Origin of the sequence: Streptomyces sp. NPDC048825, assembly GCF_043198355.1 — a bacterium.
Taxonomy (GTDB): domain Bacteria; phylum Actinomycetota; class Actinomycetes; order Streptomycetales; family Streptomycetaceae; genus Streptomyces; species Streptomyces xiangluensis.
Genome location: NZ_JBICUR010000020.1, coordinates 78,085 through 97,769, shown reverse-complemented (window position 1 = coordinate 97,769; position 19,685 = coordinate 78,085). Strand labels below are relative to the sequence as shown.

Annotated in this window: 19 protein-coding genes; 10 read left to right on the top strand and 9 right to left on the bottom strand. The window is 70.7% G+C overall.

The window, feature by feature from the left end; all coding sequences use genetic code 11:
• Window positions 1-71: 71 nt before the first annotated feature.
• The 6 genes from ACGFNK_RS37025 to ACGFNK_RS37000 form a co-directional block, all read right to left on the bottom strand.
• Complete coding sequence (locus tag ACGFNK_RS37025) at window positions 72-1,229, bottom strand: acyl-CoA dehydrogenase family protein (RefSeq protein WP_393423165.1); 1,158 nt, start codon at window positions 1,227-1,229, stop codon at window positions 72-74.
• A 29-nt stretch (window positions 1,230-1,258) separates the two neighbouring features.
• On the bottom strand, window positions 1,259-1,789 hold the full coding sequence (locus ACGFNK_RS37020) for a DoxX family protein (protein WP_393423163.1): 531 nt from the start codon (window positions 1,787-1,789) through the stop codon (window positions 1,259-1,261).
• On the bottom strand, window positions 1,786-2,697 hold the full coding sequence (locus ACGFNK_RS37015; RefSeq protein ID WP_393423161.1) for an SDR family NAD(P)-dependent oxidoreductase: 912 nt from the start codon (window positions 2,695-2,697) through the stop codon (window positions 1,786-1,788). The genes ACGFNK_RS37020 and ACGFNK_RS37015 overlap by 4 nt, the downstream gene beginning before the upstream one ends.
• A 62-nt stretch (window positions 2,698-2,759) precedes the next feature.
• Window positions 2,760-3,914, bottom strand: a complete 1,155-nt coding sequence (locus tag ACGFNK_RS37010; RefSeq protein ID WP_393423159.1) for a CaiB/BaiF CoA transferase family protein — start codon at window positions 3,912-3,914, stop codon at window positions 2,760-2,762.
• A 104-nt stretch (window positions 3,915-4,018) separates the two neighbouring features.
• Window positions 4,019-4,798 carry an enoyl-CoA hydratase/isomerase family protein gene (locus tag ACGFNK_RS37005; RefSeq protein WP_393423157.1) on the bottom strand — a complete coding sequence of 260 codons (780 nt, stop codon included), beginning with the start codon at window positions 4,796-4,798 and terminating at the stop codon, window positions 4,019-4,021.
• An 11-nt stretch (window positions 4,799-4,809) separates the two neighbouring features.
• Window positions 4,810-5,565 (bottom strand): SDR family NAD(P)-dependent oxidoreductase, encoded by a 756-nt coding sequence (locus ACGFNK_RS37000; protein ID WP_393423155.1) that lies wholly within the window; start codon window positions 5,563-5,565, stop codon window positions 4,810-4,812.
• 129 nt (window positions 5,566-5,694) lie between these two features.
• Here ACGFNK_RS37000 and ACGFNK_RS36995 point away from each other — a divergent pair, with 129 nt between their 5' ends.
• The 10 genes from ACGFNK_RS36995 (at window position 5,695) to ACGFNK_RS36950 (ending at window position 16,633) form a co-directional block, all read left to right on the top strand.
• Window positions 5,695-6,837, top strand: coding sequence for an acyl-CoA dehydrogenase family protein (locus ACGFNK_RS36995; RefSeq protein WP_393423153.1), 1,143 nt, complete (start codon window positions 5,695-5,697; stop codon window positions 6,835-6,837).
• Window positions 6,838-6,954: 117 nt separating this feature from the next.
• Entirely contained in the window at window positions 6,955-8,445 is a 1,491-nt protein-coding gene (locus ACGFNK_RS36990; protein WP_393423151.1) for an aldehyde dehydrogenase family protein, read from the top strand.
• Between the two features lie 35 nt (window positions 8,446-8,480).
• Complete coding sequence (locus ACGFNK_RS36985; protein WP_393423149.1) at window positions 8,481-10,064, top strand: AMP-binding protein; 1,584 nt, start codon at window positions 8,481-8,483, stop codon at window positions 10,062-10,064.
• A 4-nt stretch (window positions 10,065-10,068) separates the two neighbouring features.
• Window positions 10,069-11,235, top strand: coding sequence for a thiolase family protein (locus ACGFNK_RS36980; protein WP_393423147.1), 1,167 nt, complete (start codon window positions 10,069-10,071; stop codon window positions 11,233-11,235).
• Window positions 11,232-11,639 (top strand): Zn-ribbon domain-containing OB-fold protein, encoded by a 408-nt coding sequence (locus ACGFNK_RS36975; RefSeq protein WP_393423145.1) that lies wholly within the window; start codon window positions 11,232-11,234, stop codon window positions 11,637-11,639. The genes ACGFNK_RS36980 and ACGFNK_RS36975 overlap by 4 nt, the downstream gene beginning before the upstream one ends.
• A 128-nt stretch (window positions 11,640-11,767) precedes the next feature.
• Window positions 11,768-14,359, top strand: coding sequence for a nitrate- and nitrite sensing domain-containing protein (locus tag ACGFNK_RS36970; RefSeq protein WP_393423143.1), 2,592 nt, complete (start codon window positions 11,768-11,770; stop codon window positions 14,357-14,359).
• A gap of 2 nt (window positions 14,360-14,361) precedes the next feature.
• Window positions 14,362-14,796 carry a roadblock/LC7 domain-containing protein gene (locus ACGFNK_RS36965; RefSeq protein WP_393423141.1) on the top strand — a complete coding sequence of 145 codons (435 nt, stop codon included), beginning with the start codon at window positions 14,362-14,364 and terminating at the stop codon, window positions 14,794-14,796.
• A gap of 17 nt (window positions 14,797-14,813) precedes the next feature.
• A complete protein-coding gene (locus ACGFNK_RS36960) occupies window positions 14,814-15,185 on the top strand; it encodes a DUF742 domain-containing protein (RefSeq protein WP_386338428.1) in 372 nt (123 codons plus the stop codon).
• Window positions 15,166-15,762 (top strand): ATP/GTP-binding protein, encoded by a 597-nt coding sequence (locus ACGFNK_RS36955; protein WP_393423139.1) that lies wholly within the window; start codon window positions 15,166-15,168, stop codon window positions 15,760-15,762. The genes ACGFNK_RS36960 and ACGFNK_RS36955 overlap by 20 nt, the downstream gene beginning before the upstream one ends.
• Before the next feature lie 85 nt (window positions 15,763-15,847).
• Entirely contained in the window at window positions 15,848-16,633 is a 786-nt protein-coding gene (locus ACGFNK_RS36950; protein ID WP_393423137.1) for a FadR/GntR family transcriptional regulator, read from the top strand.
• A gap of 32 nt (window positions 16,634-16,665) precedes the next feature.
• Here ACGFNK_RS36950 and ACGFNK_RS36945 read toward each other — a convergent pair whose 3' ends face one another.
• The 3 genes from ACGFNK_RS36945 to ACGFNK_RS36935 are packed head-to-tail and all read right to left on the bottom strand — an operon-like array spanning window position 16,666 to window position 19,660.
• Window positions 16,666-17,688, bottom strand: coding sequence for a TIGR03617 family F420-dependent LLM class oxidoreductase (locus ACGFNK_RS36945; protein ID WP_393423135.1), 1,023 nt, complete (start codon window positions 17,686-17,688; stop codon window positions 16,666-16,668).
• Complete coding sequence (locus ACGFNK_RS36940; protein WP_393423133.1) at window positions 17,576-18,820, bottom strand: acyl-CoA dehydrogenase family protein; 1,245 nt, start codon at window positions 18,818-18,820, stop codon at window positions 17,576-17,578. The genes ACGFNK_RS36945 and ACGFNK_RS36940 overlap by 113 nt, the downstream gene beginning before the upstream one ends.
• Before the next feature lie 42 nt (window positions 18,821-18,862).
• Window positions 18,863-19,660: an enoyl-CoA hydratase/isomerase family protein gene (locus ACGFNK_RS36935; protein WP_393423131.1), complete on the bottom strand. Its 798-nt coding sequence runs from the start codon at window positions 19,658-19,660 to the stop codon at window positions 18,863-18,865.
• Window positions 19,661-19,685 lie beyond the last annotated feature (25 nt).

Sequence of the window (19,685 nt, the reverse complement as noted above, 5' to 3'; positions counted from 1 at the left end):
TCTGACGACATCTGACGACCGAGCAAAGGCCAGGGCCCCGGGGATACCCCGGGGCCCTGGCCTTTGTGCCCTCAGCCGCGCGCCACCTCACCCAGCAGCGCCTTCGCGATGATGACCTGCTGGATCTGGCTGGTGCCCTCGTAGATGCGGAACAACCGGGCGTCGCGGTAGAAGCGCTCGACGGCGACCCCGCGCATATAGCCCGCGCCGCCGTGGACCTGTACCGCGCGGTCCGCTACCCGCCACACCATCTCGCTGGCGAAGTACTTCGTGCAGGACGGGCCGATCTTCGTGTCCTCGCCCGAGTCGAAGCGCCGGGCGGCCTCCAGGACGGTGGCGCGTCCCGCGTAGTAGTCGGTCATCGAGTCGGCTATCAGGCCCTGGACGAGCTGGAAGGATCCGATGAGCTTTCCGGACTGCTTGCGGGTGCTCGCGTACGCGACCGACTCGTCGACCAGGCGCTCGGCCATGCCGACCATCAGGGCCGAGATGTGCACCCGCCCGTGCGCGATGCAGCCCATCGCCGTGGAGAAGCCCCGGTTCAGGCCGTCCTCGCCGCCGACGAGCGCGGCGGCCGGCACGCGTACGTCGTCGAAGTACACGTCCGCCGTCCAGGCGCCGAACTGGCCCATCTTGTGGTCCTTGGGAGCCACGGTGAGGCCCGGGGTGCCGGCGGGCACCAGGAAGGTGGAGATGCCGCGGGTGCGCCGGGCGTCGGGGTCGGTGCGGGCGAAGACCATGAACATGTCGGCGAGCGGGGCGTTGGTGATGTACCGCTTGGCCCCGTTGATGACCCACTCGTCGCCCTCCAGGTGGGCGCGGGTCGTCAGCGTCGACGGGTCCGAGCCGGCCTCGGGTTCGGTGAGCGCGAACGACGCCAGTACGTCACCGGAGGCGATCTTCGGCAGCCATTCCGCCTTCTGTTCCTCGGTGCCGCCGACCATCAGGACGTGCCCGGCGATGCCGTTGTTCGTCCCGAACATCGAGCGCAGGGACGGGGTCGTGTAGCCGAGCTCGAACATCAGCTGGGCCTCTTCGTACATCGACAGCCCGAGCCCGCCGTATTCCTCCGGCAGCGCGAAGCCGTACAGCCCCATCTTCTTCGCCGCCTCGCGGATGTCCGCCGGCATCTCGTCCTTCTCGTCGATATCCGCTTCCAGCGGCACGACGCGTTCCCGGACGAAGCGCCGGGCCTCGGACAGCACCGCTGCGAAGTCAGTCGCGTCCATGTCGCCTCCCTCGTATGGGCATGTCTCTGTCAGTCATTGATCTCGTCCGGGATCTCGTCCGGCTTCTCCGTCGGCCGGTAGCACGCCGCCAGCAACGCGACGGCGCTCCCCGCACCCAGCCCGGCTGCCAGCAGCGCGGGTCCGCCGCCCGTCCATTCCCAGCCCAGCAGCCCGTCGACCGAGTACCTGCCATTGCCCAGCGCGGCCAGCGCCACCGCCGCACCGCCCACGACACCGACGTACTCCCAGCCGCCCTTGAAGACGAAGAAGCCCTTGCCGCGATGGTCGGTCAGGGCCGCCACGGCCATCAGGCCGACGGTCGCGGCCGCGGGGAGCGGGCCCGCGACGCCCAGCGCGAGGCCTACGCCCGCGGCCAGCTCGGTGCCCGCCGCCATCCGGGCGTGCACCGCGGCGGGTCTGAGCCCGAGCGCCTCGAACCAGCCCGTGGTGCCCTGCAGCCCGCCCGGCCCTGCGACCTTGTTCCAGCCATGGACGAAGAGCATCGGGCCGAGCGTCGCGCGCAGCAGCAGCGCCGCGATGTCGAGGCCGTGCGCCGTCACTGGCCCACCCCTGTGGCCCGGCCCGCGGGGGCGACACCGTACAACTGCGGTACCGCTTCGACGAGTTCCTCGTACGTGAGGGCCTTGCCGGACGCGCTGGGGTGGACACCGGTGACGGTCCAGCCCTGCAGCCGGTTCAGCCGGTTGCCCTCGACGCGCAGCACCTGGCCGGTCAGCCATGCCGAGGCGTCGGAGGCCAGGTAGACGACGACAGGGGAGGCGTTGGCGGGATCGCGCGGGTCGAAGTCGTCGGCGGCCTGCAGTGAGGCACCGACCGCCAGTCCCTCCGTCATCCGTGTCGCCGCGATCGGCGAGATGGCGTTCGCGGTGACGCCATATCGGCGCATTTCAAGTGCGGTCAGTACGGTGAGCCCCGCTGTCCCGGCCTTCGCGGCGCCGTAGTTGGACTGGCCCTGGTTGCCGAACAGGCCCGTCCCGGACGTCGTGTTGATCACGCGGCCGGCGACGCGCTCCCCCCGCTTCGACGCCTCCCGCCAGTACGCGCACGCGTGCCGGGTGAGAGCGAAGGTCCCTTTCAGATGTACCGCGATCACGGCGTCGAACTCGGCCTCGCTCATCGAGAAGAGCATGCGGTCGCGCACGATCCCCGCGTTGTTCACGACGATGTCGAGCCGTCCGAACTCCGTGACCGTGTCCGCGACCATCGCCTCGGTGGCCGCCCAGTCGGTGACCGACGCATGATTGGCGACCGCCCGGCCGCCGAGTTTGGTGATCTCGGTGACGACGTCGTCGGCGGGGGAGTCGCCCGTCCGCTCGCCGTGTATGCCCGAGCCGAGATCGTTCACCACCACGGTCGCTCCGGCTTCGGCGAGCGCCAGGCAGTGCGCCCGGCCCAGCCCTCTGCCGCCACCGGTGACGATGGCGACCTTGTCGTCGAGGATGCCCACGCCCTGCCTCCTGATCGTTGTTGGGGTTTGTGTGTCGGGTCAGTTGAGTTCTGTGCGCCGGGTCAGCCGAGTTCGCGGAGTACGTCGTCGGTGTGCTCGCCGAGCGCCGGCGCGCCGCTGCGCGGCTTGTCGTCGACACCCCAGAAGTTGACCGGCGTCGCCACCGTCCGCAGCGGCGGAGCGTCGCCCATGCCGGGCTGCTCGACGAAGGCCCCCACGGCCTCCGCCTGCGGATCGGCCGCCACCTCCGCGAGGGTCTGCACGGGCGCCCACCACACACCTTCGGCGTCGAAGCGCTGCGCCCACTCGGCCAGCGGCAGCTTCGCGAACTCCTCGTCGAAGGCGGCGATCAGCTCGCGTACATGGCCGCGCCGGGCCTTGCCCGTCGCGAACCGCTCGTCCTGCGCGAGGTCCTCGCGGCCGAGCGCCTTGAGGATCCCGGGCCAGTGCCGATTGCCCTCCAGACCGACCAGCCAGAACCAGCGGTCGTCGGCGGTCCGGTAGGAGTTGTAGAGCGGGGACTCGTGCTCGGTGCGCGGGCGGGTACGCCCGCGCTTGCCGAAGAAGTTCTGCAGGGCGAGGTCGGTTCCGTTGGCGTACGTCCCGGAACGCAGCAGCGATACGTCGACCACGCCGCCCTCGCCGGTGCGTTCCCGCAGCAGCAACGCGGCCAGTACGCCCGCCACCAGGTTGGACGCGGCCATGCGGTCGCCGAGGCCGGGGCGGATTCCGGGCGGCGGCTCCCCCGCCGGGTTGAGCATGGCGGCGATGCCGGGCCGGGCCCAGAAGGCGGAGACGTCGTATCCGGCCCGGTCGCGCTCGGCGCCCGCCCAGCCGTAACCCGTCAGCGTGCCGACGACCAGGCGCGGGTGGCGGGCCCGCAGCTCGTCCGGGGCCAGCCCCAGCCGCTCCAGTGCGCCGGGACGGAGATTGGTGACGAACACGTCGGCGCGCTCCAGCAGCCGCTCCAGTACGTCCTTGCCCTCCTCGGAGCGCAGGTCGAGGACGATGCCGCGCTTGCCGCGGTTGTCGGACTCGAACGGCGGCTCGCTGTCGATGTCCTGGCCGACGTGCTTGAGCGTGTACCGGTTGGGGTCGCCGGTCGGCGCCTCCACCTTCACCACGTCCGCGCCCCAGTCGGCGAGCATGGTGGCCGCGGCCGGTGCCGCCACCCACATGCCCAGCTCGACGACGGAATAGCCCTCAAGTGGCCGCACGGCCCACCTCCACGCCGGTTCGTTCGGGTTCGGAATCTGTCCGGGACGCTCGCTGTACGTCTGTCGCAAGGTCGCCCGGGATCACGGGATGCTCGGGACGCTCGCTACCTGCCGCGGAACTCTCCCGGGCGGCGCTCACGGAAGGCCTTCAGCCCCTCGGCCCGGTCCTCGGTGCAGAACAGCACGGCGACGGTTTCACGCTCGTACGCGATCGCCGCCTCCAGGTCCATGCCGAGCCCGTAGTCGATCAGCCGCTTGCCCGCGGCGAGCGCCAGCGGGGCACCGGCCGCCAACCGGGCGGCCAGCGCCTCGGCGGCGGCGAGCGCGTCGCCGGGCTCGGCGAGCTCGTTGACGAGCCCGAGCTGCCAGGCCCGTTCCGCGTCGATCGGTTCGCCGGTGAGGATCATCTGCTTGGCGATCGCCGGCGGCAGCAGACGTGGCAGCCGTTGCGTACCGCCCGCGCCCGGCAGGACGCCGAGCTTCATCTCGGGCAGGCCGAGCCGGGCGCCGCGCTCAGCCACCCGCAGATCGCAGGCAAGTGCGAGCTCCAGGCCCCCGCCGAAGGCGAAGCCGTGGACGGCCGCCACCGAGGGCTTGGGGAAGTCCTCCAGGAGTGCGTACGCCTGAGTCAGCCGCCCCACGAAGTCCCGGAACTGACCGGGCCTCGTGAACGACTCGATCTCCCCGAGATCGGCACCGGCCGAGAAGGCCCGGCCCGCTCCGGCCAGCACCAGGGCCCGTACGTCGTCGTCGCCGCGCACGTCCTCCAGTGTCTGTTTCAGTTGCTCGACGGTGTCCGTGCCGACGGCATTCAGCCGCTCCGGCCGGTCCAGGGTCAACACGGCGATCCTGTCGCGGAGTTCGACGCGCAGCACGCTTCCCATGTCCGATCCCCTCAGACCATCGTGAGGCCGCCGCTGACCGAGAGCGTCTGCCCGGTCATGTAGGCGGCGTCGTCGGACGCGAGGAAGGCCACCACGCCGGCGATCTCCGCCGGCTGGGCGACGCGGCGCAGCGGGATCGCCCGCACGGTCGCGTCGTACATCTTCTGGCTGTACTCGGCGACCTGGCCGAGCAGTGCGGTGTCGGTCGGCCCCGGGCACACGCTGTTGACGGTGATGCCGTGCCGGGCGACCTCGCGGGCCAGCGCCTTGCCGAAGGCGATGACGCCGCCCTTCGTCGCGGAGTACACCGCCTCGCCGGAGGAGCCGACCCGGCCGGCGTCCGAGGCGATGTGGACGATGCGGCCGCCGCCGCGCTCGATCATCGAGTCGAGGACGGCCCGGGTCATCGTGATGGTGCCGCGCAGATTGACGGCAATGATCCGGTCCCAGGTCTCCTCGGTGCTGTCGACGAAGCGGCCGATGACGTCGACGGCCGCGTTGTTGACCAGGACGTCCACCGGGCCGAGCTCGGCGGTCACCTGCTCCACGGCGGCGCGCACGGCCGCGCTGTCGGAGATGTCCGCACCGACTCCCATCGCACGCACCGCATGCCGTTCCGCGAGCCGGGCCGCGACCTTCCCGGCGGCCTCCGCGTCCATGTCGCAGACGGCGACCGAGGCTCCGGCCGCGGCCAGTGCATCCGCGATCGCCTCGCCGATGCCGCGGCCCGCTCCGGTGACGAGTGCCACCCTGTCCCGTACGCTCACGTGCCCTCCCGTTCTCGAGACCGCCCCGTCGACCGTCCGGGATTTCAGCTCTATCATATAACTACTTCAGCTGAATGAGCGAGATCGCTGAACGACGAAACGACAGCCGCCGACGGACTGGGGACGAGCATGCGCCGTACGATCTTCACCGCGGAACACGAGCTGTTCCGGGACACCGCCCGCACGTTCTACCTGCGCGAATGCGCCCCGTACGCCGAGCAGTGGGAGCGCGACGGCCAGGTGAGCCGGGCTGCGTGGGCGGCCGCGGGCAAGGCTGGGCTCATCGGCTGGCAGTTCCCGGAGGAGTACGGCGGCCAGGGCATCTGGGACTTCCGCTACAACGCCATCATGGCGGAGGAGATGGCCGCCACCAGCTCGGTCGGCATCGGACTCGGGCTGCAGAACGACGTCATCCCGCCCTACCTGATGCACCTGACCACCCCGGAACAGAAGGCCCGCTGGCTCCCCGGAGTGATCAGCGGCGAGATCATCTGCGCGCTCGCGCTGTCGGAGCCGGCCGCCGGATCCGACCTCAAGGGCATCCGCACCACCGCCCGCAGGGACGGCGACGAGTGGGTGATCGACGGATCCAAGACCTTCATCACCAACGGCATCCTCGCCGACCTGGTCATCGTCGCCTGCAAGACCGACCCCGATGCCGGGCACAAGGGCATCAGCCTGATCGTCGTCGAGCGCGGCGCCGAGGGCTTCGAGCGGGGGCGCAAGCTCGACAAGGTCGGGATGAAGGCCCAGGACACCGCCGAACTCTTCTTCCGCGAGGTCCGCGTCCCCGCCGAGAATCTGATCGGGCAGGAGGGGCGCGGCTTCTACCACATGATGGGCAACCTCCCGACCGAACGGATCGCCATCGCCGTCTCCTCGCTGGCGTCGGCCGAGCGGGCCTTCGCGCTCGCGCTGGACTACGCCAAGGACCGCACCGCCTTCGGCCGGCCGATCGGCCAGTTCCAGGCCAACCGGTTCGCCCTGGCCGACATCAAGGCCAGGCTCAGTGTTGCCCGGGTCTACCTCGACGGCTGCATCATGGCCCTCTTCCAGGGCGAGCTGACGGCCGAGGAGGCCGCCGCCGCCAAGTACTGGACCACGGAGACCTGCTGGGAGGCCATCGACCGCTGCATGCAGCTTTACGGCGGCTACGGCTATGTCAACGAGTACGAGATCGCGCGCATCTGGCGGGACAGCCGGGTGCAGCGGGTCTTCGGCGGGACCTCGGAGATCATGCAGGAGATCGTCGGGCGGTCGCTGGGGCTGTAGCCGTGGCTGTGCGGCGAGCACGCCGTGGTGTGCCGAGTGCGCCCGATTCATTGACTGTCTTCGATAAATAGGTTAGCTATTTAATCGATATGTGGGGCCGGGTTCGAGGAGGCATCCGTGGTCACCGTTGATGTTCAGCTGCACCAGGACAGAGCCGAGCACGACCTGCCGCAACCCCGGCTGGTCATCGGCGGCAAGGACGTCACCGACGCGAGCGGCGGACTTTACGAGCACCGGAACCCGGCGACCGGTCTGGTCCAGGCGCAGATCCCGCTCGCGGGCCCCACCGAGGTGGACCGGGCCGTGGCCGCCGCGCGGCAGGCATTCGAGGTGTGGGGCACCATGCGCCCCGCCGAGCGCCGCCGGCTGCTCACCCGCTTCGCCCAGCTGCTCCGCGACCACATCCCCGACTTCGCGGCGATCTGCCCGTTGGAGAACGGCGTCTGCATCGGCGGCTGGGCGGAGAACGTCGGGCCGCACGTCGCCGAGTGGACCGAGTACTACGCCGGCTGGGCCGACAAGATCGAGGGCATGGTCGGCGCCGCCTACAGCCCGCACGAGAACGTCGAGTACACCATCGCCGAGCCGTACGGCGTCATCGGCCACATCATCACCTGGAACTCGCCCGCGCTGTCCCTGGCGATGAAGGTCCCGCCGTCGCTCGCCGCCGGGAACACCGTGGTCATCAAGCCGGCCGAGTCCACGCCGTTCTCCGCACTGCTCTTCGCCGACCTGGCCCGCGAGGCGGGGATACCCGAGGGCGTCATCAACGTCGTCACCGGACTCGGTGAGGCGGGCGAGGCACTGGTCTCCCACCCCGGAGTCGACAAGATCTCCTTCACCGGCGGGCCCGTCACCGCGCGCCGCATCATGGCGACCGCCGCCCAGAGCCTCAAGCCCGTCGTGTTCGAGCTGGGCGGCAAGTCCGCCAACCTGCTCTTCGCCGACACCGACCTCGACACCGTCGTGCCGTACTGCGCGGCCTTCGCGATGAGCAACACGGGCCAGGGCTGCGCGCTGCCGACGCGGCTGCTCGTGGAGCGGGCGATCTACGAGGAGGTCGTCCAGCGGGTGGCCGGGGTCGTGGCGCATCTGCCCATCGGCGACCCGCTCGACCCGACGACGTACATCGGACCGCTCGTCAACGCCGCCGCCCGCGACCGTGTCCAGGGCGTGATCGACAAGGCCGTCGAGGGCGGCGCCGGCCGGCTCGTGCACGGCGGTGAACGCATCGTGTCCGACGGATACTTCGTCACCCCGACCGTCTTCGCCGACGTCGACAACCGCAGCGACCTCGCCCAGCAGGAGATCTTCGGCCCCGTCCTGGCCATCACGCCCTTCGACACCGAGGACGAGGCGGTCGCCCTGGCCAATGACACCGAGTACGGCCTGTCCGCCTACATCCAGTCCCGTGACATCGGGCGCGTCAACCGGCTGGTGCCGCGCCTGAAGGCCGGGACGGTGTACGTCAACCCCGGCCCGAACCCGATCACTTCGCCCGCCACACCGTTCGGCGGTGTCGGCATCAGCGGCTTCGGCCGGGAGGGCGGAAAGGCGGGGCTCGACGAGTTCATCAACGTCAAGGGCGTCGGCATCAGCCGCGCCTGACGACCTCGACCTCTCACCTCCTGGAGCCGAAGAGCATGAATCCAGCCCGCCGCCTGACGTTCGGCGACATCATCCGTGAGCACCGACGGTCCTACCCCGACGGCGTCGCCCTCGTCGACGGCGACGTCCGGCTGACCTGGCCGCAGCTGGACGAGCGCACCAACCGGCTCGCCCACGCCCTGGCGGACGCCGGCGTCGGGCCGGGCGACCGGATCCTGTGGCTGGGGCAGAACTCCTTCCGCATCTGGGAGCTGCTCGGCGCCGCCGCGAAGATCGGCGCCATGGTCTGCCCCGGCTACTGGCGCTGGGCCGCCCCCGAAATGGCGTTCGCCGTCGAGGACTTCGACCCCCGTGTCGTCGTCTGGCAGGACGAGGAGATCGGCGACACGGTCAGGAAGGCGCGCGCCGAACTCGGCAGCGACCACCAGGCGTTGTGGCTGCGGCATGACCTGGAAGGCGCTGCGGGCCCGGAGTCGTACGAGTCCTTCCTGGCCTCCGGCTCACCCGACGACCCCGCCGCCGACGTCGACCCCGACTCCGCGCTCCTGGTCATCTACACCGCGGCGATCAGCGGACGGCAGTCCGGCTCGATGCTCTCGCACCGCAACCTGCTCGCGATGGGCGCGAGCACCGCCTGGATGGGGGACATCGGGCAGGAGACCGCCTTCCTCGGCGCCGGACCCATGTTCCACATCGGCAACTACCAGTTCTGGGGCGTCCCGGCCTTCGTTCACGGCGGCAAGAACGTCGTCGTCCGCCGTGTGGTCGCCGAGGAACTGCTGCCGTTGCTGGCGGCGGAGCAGTGCACCCACGCGTATCTGATGCCGCCGACCATCGCCCAACTGGTCGCGCTGAACCAAGAGGCGGGCCACGACCTTTCCCACCTGCGGGCGAGCGTCGCGGCCCCCCTGTGGCAGGGCACCGTGCCCACCGACCAGAGCCGGTTCACGCGCAACGGCGGCGGCGAGGGCCGCGGCTACGGGCAGACCGAGGTGACCGGCTTCGCCGTGACCGGCGCCTACGGCGGCTCGGGCGCCGGCAACGCGGGACGGCCCGGCGCCTCCACCGCCGTACGCATCCTCGACGGCACCGGCAAGGAGTGCGAGGTGGGCGAGGCCGGTGAGATCTGCGTCCGCGGCGACCTTGTCCACCTCGGCTACTGGAACCGCCCGGAGATCAACGAGCAGCGCTTCCGCTTCGGCTGGTGGCACACCACCGACCTGGGGCGGCGTGAGGCGGACGGCACGATCAGCTTCCTCGGGACGACGACCCGCATGCTCAAGTCGGCGGCCGAGAACATCTTCCCCGCCGAGGTGGAGAACTGCATCGAGTCGCACCCGGCCGTCAAGGAGGCCGCCGTGATCGGCGTCCCCAACGAGCGCTGGGCACAGGACGTCAAGGCCGTCGTCGTGCTCCAGGCGAACGCCGAGTCGGTCACGGCCGAGGACGTCATCGAGCACTGCCGGGCGCGTATCGCCTCGTACAAGAAGCCGAAAACGGTGGAGTTCGTCGACGCGCTGCCGCGCACCAAGGACTTCGCCAAGGACTACGAGGCGCTCGACGAGCGTTTCGACGGTGGCGGCTACCCCGGCGGCGACCAGCTCGGCGCGGGACGGTGAGGCCGTGAACGGTGAGCCCGTGAACGGCCGCCGGCCCGTCGTCGTCGGTGTGCACGCCACCGAGCAGGCGCTGTCCCTTCCGCACCGCGACGCCATGGACCTCGCCCTCGAAGCGGTGAGCGGCGCGATCGCGGACGCCGGGCTCACGCCCGCCGACATCGACGGCGCCCAGGTCGACTGGCCGGGGCCCGGCGGCGTGCCCGGCGAGGGCAGCTCCTGGGCGCGGGCACTCGGCCGCGACCTGCGCTGGACCAGCGACTCGATGCTGGACAACGCGGGCTCCCGGGGGCTGTTGAAGGCCGCCGCCGCGGTACAGGCGGGATACGCGGACACCGTCGTGGTCGGCGGCTGCAAACTGGTCTCGCGCGGTGCGGGTCCCGTCGGGGCCGGGGTGCCGTTGGAGTTCGCCGACGTCTGGGGCAGCTATGTCGTCGCCCAGTTCGCGCTCGTGGCGGCACGGCACATGCACGAGTACGGCACGACCTCCCGCCAGCTCGCGGAGGTCGCCGCCACCATCCGCAACAACGGCACCACCAACCCGGAGGCGATGATGTACGGGCGCGGCCCGTACACCGCGGACGACGTGCTCGCCTCCCGCATGGTCGCCACCCCCTTCCATCTCCTCGACTGCTGCATCGTCGGCGAGGGCGGCGCCGCGCTCGTGGTGACGACCGCCGAACGTGCCCGGGACCTGCCCCACCCGCCCATCGCGGTGCTCGGCGGCGCGATGGAGTACCACCAGGCCGCGTACGCCAATCCGGCGCTCCACCGCGAGGTCGGTCAGCTCGGGCGGGACGCCGCGGCACGTGCGTACGCGATGGCGGGGATCGGCGCGCACGACGTGGACGTCTTCTCCCTCTACGACCCCAACTCCTTCGAGATAATCCGGCAGTTGGAGATCCTCGGGCTGTGCGGCGAGGGAGAGGGCGGACCGCTGGCCGCCAGCGGCTCCATCGCCGTGGGCGGCAAGCATCCGGTCAACCCGGACGGCGGCTGTCTGTCGTACGCCTGGAACGGAACGCAGCAGATGACGCTCAAAGTCGTCGAGGCCGTACGGCAGTTGCGCGGCACCGCAGTGCACCAGATCGCGGACGCCGAACTCGCGGTCGTCGGCAACGCCGGGTCGGGTGCGCAGCACTACGAGATGAGCGTGCTGGGGAGGATCCGATGACCGGCAGGCCTGTGCCCCAACCCACCCCGCTGTCGGAGCCGTTCTGGGAAGCGGCCCGGCGCGGTGAACTGGTCATCCCGCACTGCCCCGCCTGCGGCCTGCGCTTCTTCGTCCCCGAACCGGCGTGCCCGGGCTGCATGTCCGGCGACTGGCGGTACGAGGCGAGTGCGGGCCGGGGGGCCGTCTACTCGGTGACCGTGGTGCACCGCGCACCCGGCCCCGGCTTCGACGCACCCTTCGCACTGGCAGTCGTCGACCTCGACGACGGGGGCACGTTGCTGACCCACGTCGACGCGGCCGATCCGGGCGACGTCGTCATCGGCATGCGTGTGCGCGTGGACTTCCGGCCCTTCACGGACCGGATCACGCTGCCCTACTTCGTGCCGGAGAACCCGGCGAGATAACAGCTCGCTAAATGTAAAGCACCAATTGCTCTGAGTGTATTTAGTTAGCTGTACTAGCCGCTAGCATCTCCGCATCGCGCGGGCCCTGTCGGAGCGGCTCGCCCATGGAGCATCGCTGGGGACCTCAAGTGGCAGTGCATGCGCGTGCGTCGAAGAAACAGGGCCAACCGGAGCCGGAAGGCGGCCGGCAGCTGTCGCTGCGCACGGTCCTGCTCATCCTGGCGCTGGTGCCCATCGTCACCCTCACAGCCCTGTGGGCGACCAGCTCCACGCAGCTCTACGTGGACTGGCGGCGGCAGGTGGAACGCAACGATGTGTCCACTCAGGCCGCTCGCCCGGTCATGGGCGCCTTCTTCAGTCTTCAGGAGGAACGCCGGCTCAGCGGTGCGGCGTTGGCCGACCCCGCCGCGTACCAGAAGCGGCTGCGCGAACAGCGCGCCCGAACCGACGCGGCAGTCAAGGGCGTCGAGGCACTGCCTGGCAGCGGGTGGAACGCTCCGGACGACATCCGCCGCGACGTCGCCGCATTGGGCAGCGAGCTGCTGAAACTGGACGGCTACCGAACAGCGGTGGACGCCCGGGGCGCCTCGCAGCAGCAGACGTTCGACCGCTATACGGGCCTGATCGCGCGGCACCTGGAAGTGTTCAACACGCTGAGCAACGTGGGTCTGCCCGGCATCGACCATCTCGCACGGCCGGCCATCGACGAGAACTGGGGCGTGGAGATGATCTCGCGTGAGGACGCGCTCCTCACCCGCGCCTCGGTCACCGGCCGGCTCTCCGCCGGCGAACGCGCGCAGCTGGCCGGCTGGATCGGCTCCCAGCGGCTCATCTACGACAACAAGGTCGTGCCGCTGCTCCCGGACGACGAGGCGGCGGCCTTCCGCAAGCTGATGGCGGGAAGCGCGTGGAAGGAGAAGACCGGCGTCGAACAGGCCGTGCTCGGCGGTACCGGCACCGACAAGTTCTCCACCGCACTCGGCAAGACCTGGCGTTCCAGCGTTCAACAGGTCACCGCCGGACTCCAGGAGCGCAACGCCGCCTACTCCAAGACCCTGACGGCCGCCACCGACGACAAGCTTCAGGCGATGGAGAACCGGCTGATCGTCACCAGCGTGACGAACGCGGTGGCCGTGGTCCTCGTCGCGTGGGTCACCATGCTGTTCACCCGCATGCTGCGCCGCCGGATCCGCGCGCTGCGCACGGCCGCCCTGGACCTGCAGACCCGGCTGCCGGACGTGGTGGAGCGCATGCGCAGGGGAGAGTCCGTCGACCCGGACGCCGAACTCCCGGCGATCCGGCACGGCGGCGACGAACTCGGCCAGCTCGGCCAAGCGCTCAACCTTGCGCGCCACACCGCCCTCGACACCACGGTGGCCCAGGTCGGCCAGTTCCACGGCTTCGAGAAACTGCTCCAGCGCATCGCCCGGCGCACCCAGCTCCTCATCGGCCTGCAGATGAAGAAGCTCAGCGAACTGGAGCGCAAGCACGAGGACCCGGAGGTCCTGGAGGACCTGTTCGACCTCGACCATCTGACCGCCCGGCTGCGCCGCTACGAGGAGAACCTGGTGATCCTGGGCGGCGGCCAGCCCCAGCGCCGCTGGCGCAAGCCGGTGCTGTTGCTGGACGTGCTCCGCTCCGCCCAGAGCGAGGTGCAGGACTACCGGCGGATCCAGATCGAAGTGGAGGGCCGCCTCTGGCTGTCCGAGCGCGCGGTCGGCCTGGTGATCCACATCCTGGCAGAACTCATGGAGAACGCGGTGGGGTTCTCCAGGCCGCCCACACCGGTGGAGGTGTACGCAGCCCGGGTGGGGCGCGGGCTCGCGGTGGAGATCGAGGACCGCGGTGTGGGCATGGACGACGATCAGTACGAGGCGATCAACCGGCTGATGGCCGATCCGCCCCGCATGGACGTGATGTCACGGGCCGACGATGTCCGGCTCGGGCTGTACGTCGTCGCCCGGCTGGCACAGGGACTCGGCCTCCATGTGGAGTTGCGCCCCTCCGCGTTCGGCGGGACCCGCGTGGTCGTGCTCATCCCCAACGAGCTTGTCGTCGTCGCGGCCGCCGAACAAGTCGTCGCAGCCTCCGAACATTCGGAGACGGGGCCGGAGGAGGCCGTCGCTTCCTGGCCGCCGGCGCCGGACGCCGTCACGCACGCCGGACCCGACACCGGGCACGAGGCCGACCCGGGCGCCGGCCACCCGGTCCCTGTCGGCGGCCCGCCCGGGACCGACGACCCGCTGGGCGCGGAGTGGTTCGGGCCGCGCCCCTACGGCGTGCCGCAGGTGGTCGGCGGGCGACGCGCGGACGCCGGGCCGGAGACGGTCGGCGCACCGTACACGGGCGCCTCGCCGGAGACGGCCGACGCACCTTACGCGAAAGCCGGGCGCGAGACGCTCGGCCCGCCGCCTGGGAACCTCGGGTCGGGCCGCGTCGCGGCACTGCCCACGAGCGCCGCGCCGGTCGTGGTGAAGCCGCTGCCCAAGCGGGTACGGCAGGCGAGCCTCGTCGACGAGCTGCGCAACCCGGACGCGGCCGTGCACGCACGCCCGGACGACGAGCGAACGACGCCACCCCGGCCCACCCCGGCACGCTCCGGCGCCACGATCGGCGCCTTCCAACGCCAGTCCCGGCTGGTCAGGAGTACGAGCACCACGGCAGACCACGGCTCCGCCGGCGTCGTGCCGCCCCGTAGAAGCATCCCGACGGAAGACTGACCATGACACTGCGAACGACCGCCACTCATCAGGATCTCGACTGGCTGCTGGACGGTCTGGTCGAACAGGTCCCGGGCACCCGGCACGCCATCGTGTTGTCCGACGACGGTCTGGTGGTGAGCCAGTCCAGCACCATCGCCCGCGGCGACGCCGAGCGCCTCGCCGCCGTGGCCACGGGCCAGCAGAGTCTGGCCCGCGGCGTCGGCACGCTGTTCAACGGCGGTCCCGTGCACCAGGTGATCGTCGAGTTGGCCGACCTGTGGTTGTTCATCACCGCCGCGGGCCGGGGCACGCATCTGGCCGTCGTGGCGTCCCAGGAAGTGGACGCCGAACTGATGGCCGTGGCCATGCACACGCTCATGCAGCAGGTGGGCCAGCGCCTGGGAAGCGAGGCCCGCATCGCGGCGCCCGCCGTCGAGGGCGGTGTACGTGAGTGAGCCACTGGGCGGACAGCATGGAGCCGGACGACGCGGACGCGCAGTCCGTACGGCCTTATACGATCACCCAGGGCCGGACCGCGCCGGCACGTGACGACCTCACCCTGATCACCCTCGTCACGACCGTCGAACCGGAGCCCCCAGGGCGAGCCGCCTCCCGCGGCCTGCAACCCGAGCACCGCGCAATCCTCCGGCAGTGCCGCGCGCCCGCGGCGGTGGCCGAGATCGCCGCTGGGCTGGACCTGCCCATTTCGGTCGCGAAAATCCTGATCGACGACCTGGTCGCCCTGGGCAGGGCGACCACCCGTCCGCCGCTCGCTGTCGCGGCAGGAAGCACGATGGACATGAACCTACTTCGGGCGGTGAGGGATGGCCTCCGCAGACTTTGACCTCATCCAACGCACCGCTGCCGGCACCGCTCCCGCAGCGGTCAAGATCCTCGTGGCCGGCGGCTTCGGCGTGGGCAAGACGACCCTCGTCGGGGCAGTGAGCGAGGTGGCGCCCCTGCGTACCGAGGAGTACCTCACGGTCGCGAGCGTGGGCGTCGACGACGTCGAAGGCGTCGAGCGGAAGTCCACCACCACGGTGGCCATGGACTTCGGCCGCATCATGGTGAACCCCCAGCTGGTGATCTACCTCTTCGGGACGCCAGGCCAGGAGCGCTTCTGGTTCATGTGGAACGACCTCGTGCACGGCGCCCTCGGCGCGGTCGTCCTCGCCGACACCCGACGACTGGAGACCAGCTTCGCGTCCATCGACTTCTTCGAGAGCCGCCGCATCCCCTTCGTGGTCGGCGTCAACTGCTTCTTCGGCCACAGGGACCGCACCGAGCAGGAGGTCCGCGAGGCGCTGGACCTCGACCCCGAAGTCCCCCTGTTGATGGGGGACATGCGCGAGCGGTCGGTCGGCCGCGCCCTGCTGGTGTCCCTGGCCGAGCACCTCATTGTGACAAACTCGATGACCTAGTTAAAAGAGTTATCTAGTTGTACAGTGAGTCCACCCAGGGGTTCGGCTGTGTTCCGCGCCCGCGGGTCGGACGGAGGTGGGCCCTGTGACAAGTGCGACAGGGAGAAGGGGCGGTGGCGGGCTCGGCGGCGCCCAGGTACGCGTGCCCAAGATGGCCGAGCTGGTGGCGGCACGGTTGCGCCGGATGATCGTGCGCGGCGAACTGACGGAGGGCGAGGCGCTGCCGTCCGAGACGGCGCTCATGGAGGAGTTCGCCGTATCCCGGCCGACCCTGCGCGAGGCGTTTCGGGTGCTGGAGTCGGAGTCGCTGATCAGCGTGCGCCGGGGCGCCCGCGGCGGAGCGCGGGTGCAGGTCCCGGAAGGCACGGTGGCCGCCCGTTACGCCGGGGTGGTCCTCGAGTACCGGGGCACGACCCTCAAGGACGTCTACGACGCGCGTACCGTCATCGAGGCGCCGTGCGCGGGCCTGCTGGCCGAGCGGCGCACGGACGAGGACCTGGAGCGGCTGCGGGCCGCCGTCGCCGAGGCCGAGCGGCTCATGGACGACCCGTCGGCCTTCATCCGCGCCCACATGGAGTTCCACGCCCTCGTCGTCGAACTGGCGGGCAACCAGACGCTCACCGTTCTCAACGGCATGGTCCGGCACATCATCGACCAGGCGAACTGGTCCCACGTCGACCTCGACGCGGGCAGCCCCGAGAACGTGCGGGCCAACCGCAGGGGCTTCCGCGCCCATGTCGCGCTGGTCGACCTGGTGGCCGCCCGCCGGGGTGAGGCCGCCGAGGAGCTGTGGCGGCTCCACCTCCAGGAGGCCGAGGACTATCTGCTGCAGAACAGGTCCATGACGACCGTCCTGGACCTGCTCGGCTGACCGTCACCAACTGCCGTCACCAAGCGCCGTCGTCAGCTGCTGTGCAGCTCCTGGACGACGGGCTCCCACACCTCGGCGTCGATCTCGTACGCGGTGTAGAAGGACACCCGGTCGACCAGCGACCCGTACCGGCGGCTGATCTCCGCCGCCACCCGCTCCGGCTCCGCCACCACTGCGAACGCGTTCAGCACGTCGTCGTCGACGAGCCGGCCCATCGCCTCCCACTTGTCCTCGCGGGCGGACTTCGACAACGCGTTGAGCTCGTCGCCGAGTTCGCCCCAGCCGTGCAGCTCCAGGACGCCGCGGTAGGCGGGAGTGCTGCCGTAGAAAGCGATCTGGCGCCGGGTGCCGTCCACCGCGCGGGCCATCTCCTCCTCGGTCCGGCCGGTCGCGGTCAGCAGCAGATGGGACACGGAGAAGTCGGCGCGCGTGCGGCCGGAGCCCGCGAGCCCGGCCTCGACGGTCGGCAGGGTGACCTCCCGCAGATACCGCTCGGTGGTGAAGCCGTGCGCGAGCAGCCCGTCCGCCACCTCGCCCGCCACCCGGGTCATCGCCTCCCCGACGGCGGCCACGAAGACCTTCGGCGCGCCGCCGGGGGCAGGCGGGGGAGAGAAGAAGGGGGACATGAGCGTGTGCGTGTAGAAGTCGCCGCGGAAGTCGAGCTTCTCGCCCTCGTTCCAGGCGGCCCAGATGGCGCGCAGCGCGCTCACGTACTCCCGCATACGGGCCGCGGGCCTGCTCCACGGCATGGCGAACCGCCGCTCGATGTGCGGTTTGATCTGGCTGCCGAGACCGAGCGAGAACCGCCCGCCGGAGTACGCCTGCAGGTCGTGCGCGGTGTACGCGAGCTGCATGGGGGAGCGGGCGAAGGCCACCGCGATGGCCGTACCGACCTCGAGGCGGTCGGTGTGCTCGGCCGCGAGCAGCAGCGGCAGGAAGGGATCATGCTTGGACTCCGAGGCCCACAGGCCGTCGTAGCCCGCCTTCTCGTGGTGCCGGGCCTCCTCGACCACCGCTGCGGTGCCCCACACATTGAGCTTGCCGTCGACCTTCATGCCGTTCCTCCGACTCCATACCGATGCGCTGTGCGAGCAGTTCCCGGTGGTATGCCGGATCGCCGAACAGCAGTTGTGAGGTCTTCGCCCGCTTCAGGTAGAGGTGGGCCGGGTGTTCCCAGGTGAAGCCGATGCCTCCGTGCACCTGGATGTTCTGCTCCGTCGCCTGCAGACAGGCGTCGGAGCAGAACGCCTTGGCCAGGCTTGCCGCCGCGGGCAGCTCCGGGTCGTCGTTCTGGGCCGCGAGCAGCCCGTAGTGCGCGGCGGCACGCGCCGACTCCACCTCGAGGAGGACGTCGGCCAGCAGGTGCTTGACGGCCTGGAAGGATCCGATGGGCCGCCCGAACTGGTGCCGTACCTTGGCGTACTCCACCGCCGTCTCCAGCGCTCGCGAGGCCACCCCCACCTGCTCGGCGGCCAGCGCCACCGCGGCATGGTCGAGCACCTGAGCCACCAGGTCCCAGCCGTCGCCGTGGGTGCGCATCCGGGTCGCCGGTACGTCGTCGTAGTCGAGGCGCGCCTGCCGGCGGGTCGGGTCCATCGTGGGCAACGGCTCACGGGTCAGCCCGCTCGCGTCGCCGTCCACCCAGAAGACGCCGATGCCGTCGTCGCCGGTACGGGCAACCGTCAGGACGACGTCGGCACAGGCGCCGTCGAGTACGAACGTCTTGTGCCCGTTCAGCAGCCAACTTCCCGCGGATTCACGGGCGGTGAGCTGCACGCCCTCGGCGTCCCAGCGGGCGGAGTCCTCGGTCAGGGCCAGCGTCGCGACGAGCTCGCCGGAGGCCAGCCCCGGGAGGAGCTTCTTACGGGCTTCCTCGTCGTCGCTGCGCAGCAGCGTGGTCGTCGCCAGTACCGCCGAGGAGAGGAACGGTGCGCACAGCAGCGCGCGGCCCATCTCCTCCATGACCGCGCCCACTTCGACCGGTCCGCACCCGGCGCCGCCGTACTCCTCGGGGACGGCCAGCCCCTGCAGACCGAGTTCCGTGCCCATCCGGCGCCACAGCGCCCGGTCGAAGCCCTCCGGGGTCTCCATCAGGCGCCGTACCTCGGTCTCCGGCGAGGTGTCGGCGAGGAACGCCCGTACCGTGCGCCGCAGTTCCTCCTGCTCGTCGCTGAACGCGAAGTCCATTCCCCTGTGCTCCTCTCCCGAACTCCTCTCGGGCTCTCCCGCTCAGCGACGGCCGCGCGAGGCGATGATCCGCTCCACGGCGGCGATGTGGTCCGGTCCGTGCATGGTGTCCCGCTCGGCGAGCAGGGCCGGTTCCATCACGGTGTCGAGGGCCTGCTCCAGGTGCCGGTTCACCGCCCGCTTGGTCTCGCGCAGCGCCTGCGCGGGCTGGGCTGCCAGCCGTCCGGCCAGGTCCATGGCCTCGTCCATGAGCTTGTCCTTGGGCACGGCACGGTTGGCGATGCCCAGCCGGACCGCGTCCTCGGCGCTCACCCGGTCACCCAGGAACAGCAGCTCCTTCGCCCGGGTCAGGCCGACGAGCAGCGGCAGGATGTAGGCGCCGCCGTCGCCCGCGACGAGCCCGACCTGGACGTGCGGATCGGCGACATAGGCATCGTCGGCGATCAGCACCAGGTCGCTCAGCAGGGCCAGGCTGCAGCCGAGGCCCACGGCGGGACCGTTGACCGCCGCGATCACGGGCAGCGGGCAGCGGACCATGCCGGTGATGATCCGGCGGGCCTCGTCGACCTGCTGCTCCCGGAAGTCGGCGTCGCGCTGGACTCGGGTCATGGTGTCGAGGTTGCCGCCGGCGCTGAACGCCCGGCCGCGCCCGGTGAGCACGACCACCCGTGCCTCCGGGTCGGCGGCGAGGTCGTCCCACACCGACGCGAGGCCCGAATGCAGCTCCTCGCTCATCGCGTTGAGCTGCTCCGGCCGGTTCAGCTCGACCAGCCGGACCGGCCCGACGGCCGTCACCACCAGATCCGTCATCAGATCCTTCATCTCCACCGCCGTAGGCATGGGTGAGTCGGTAGAGTTGAATGGT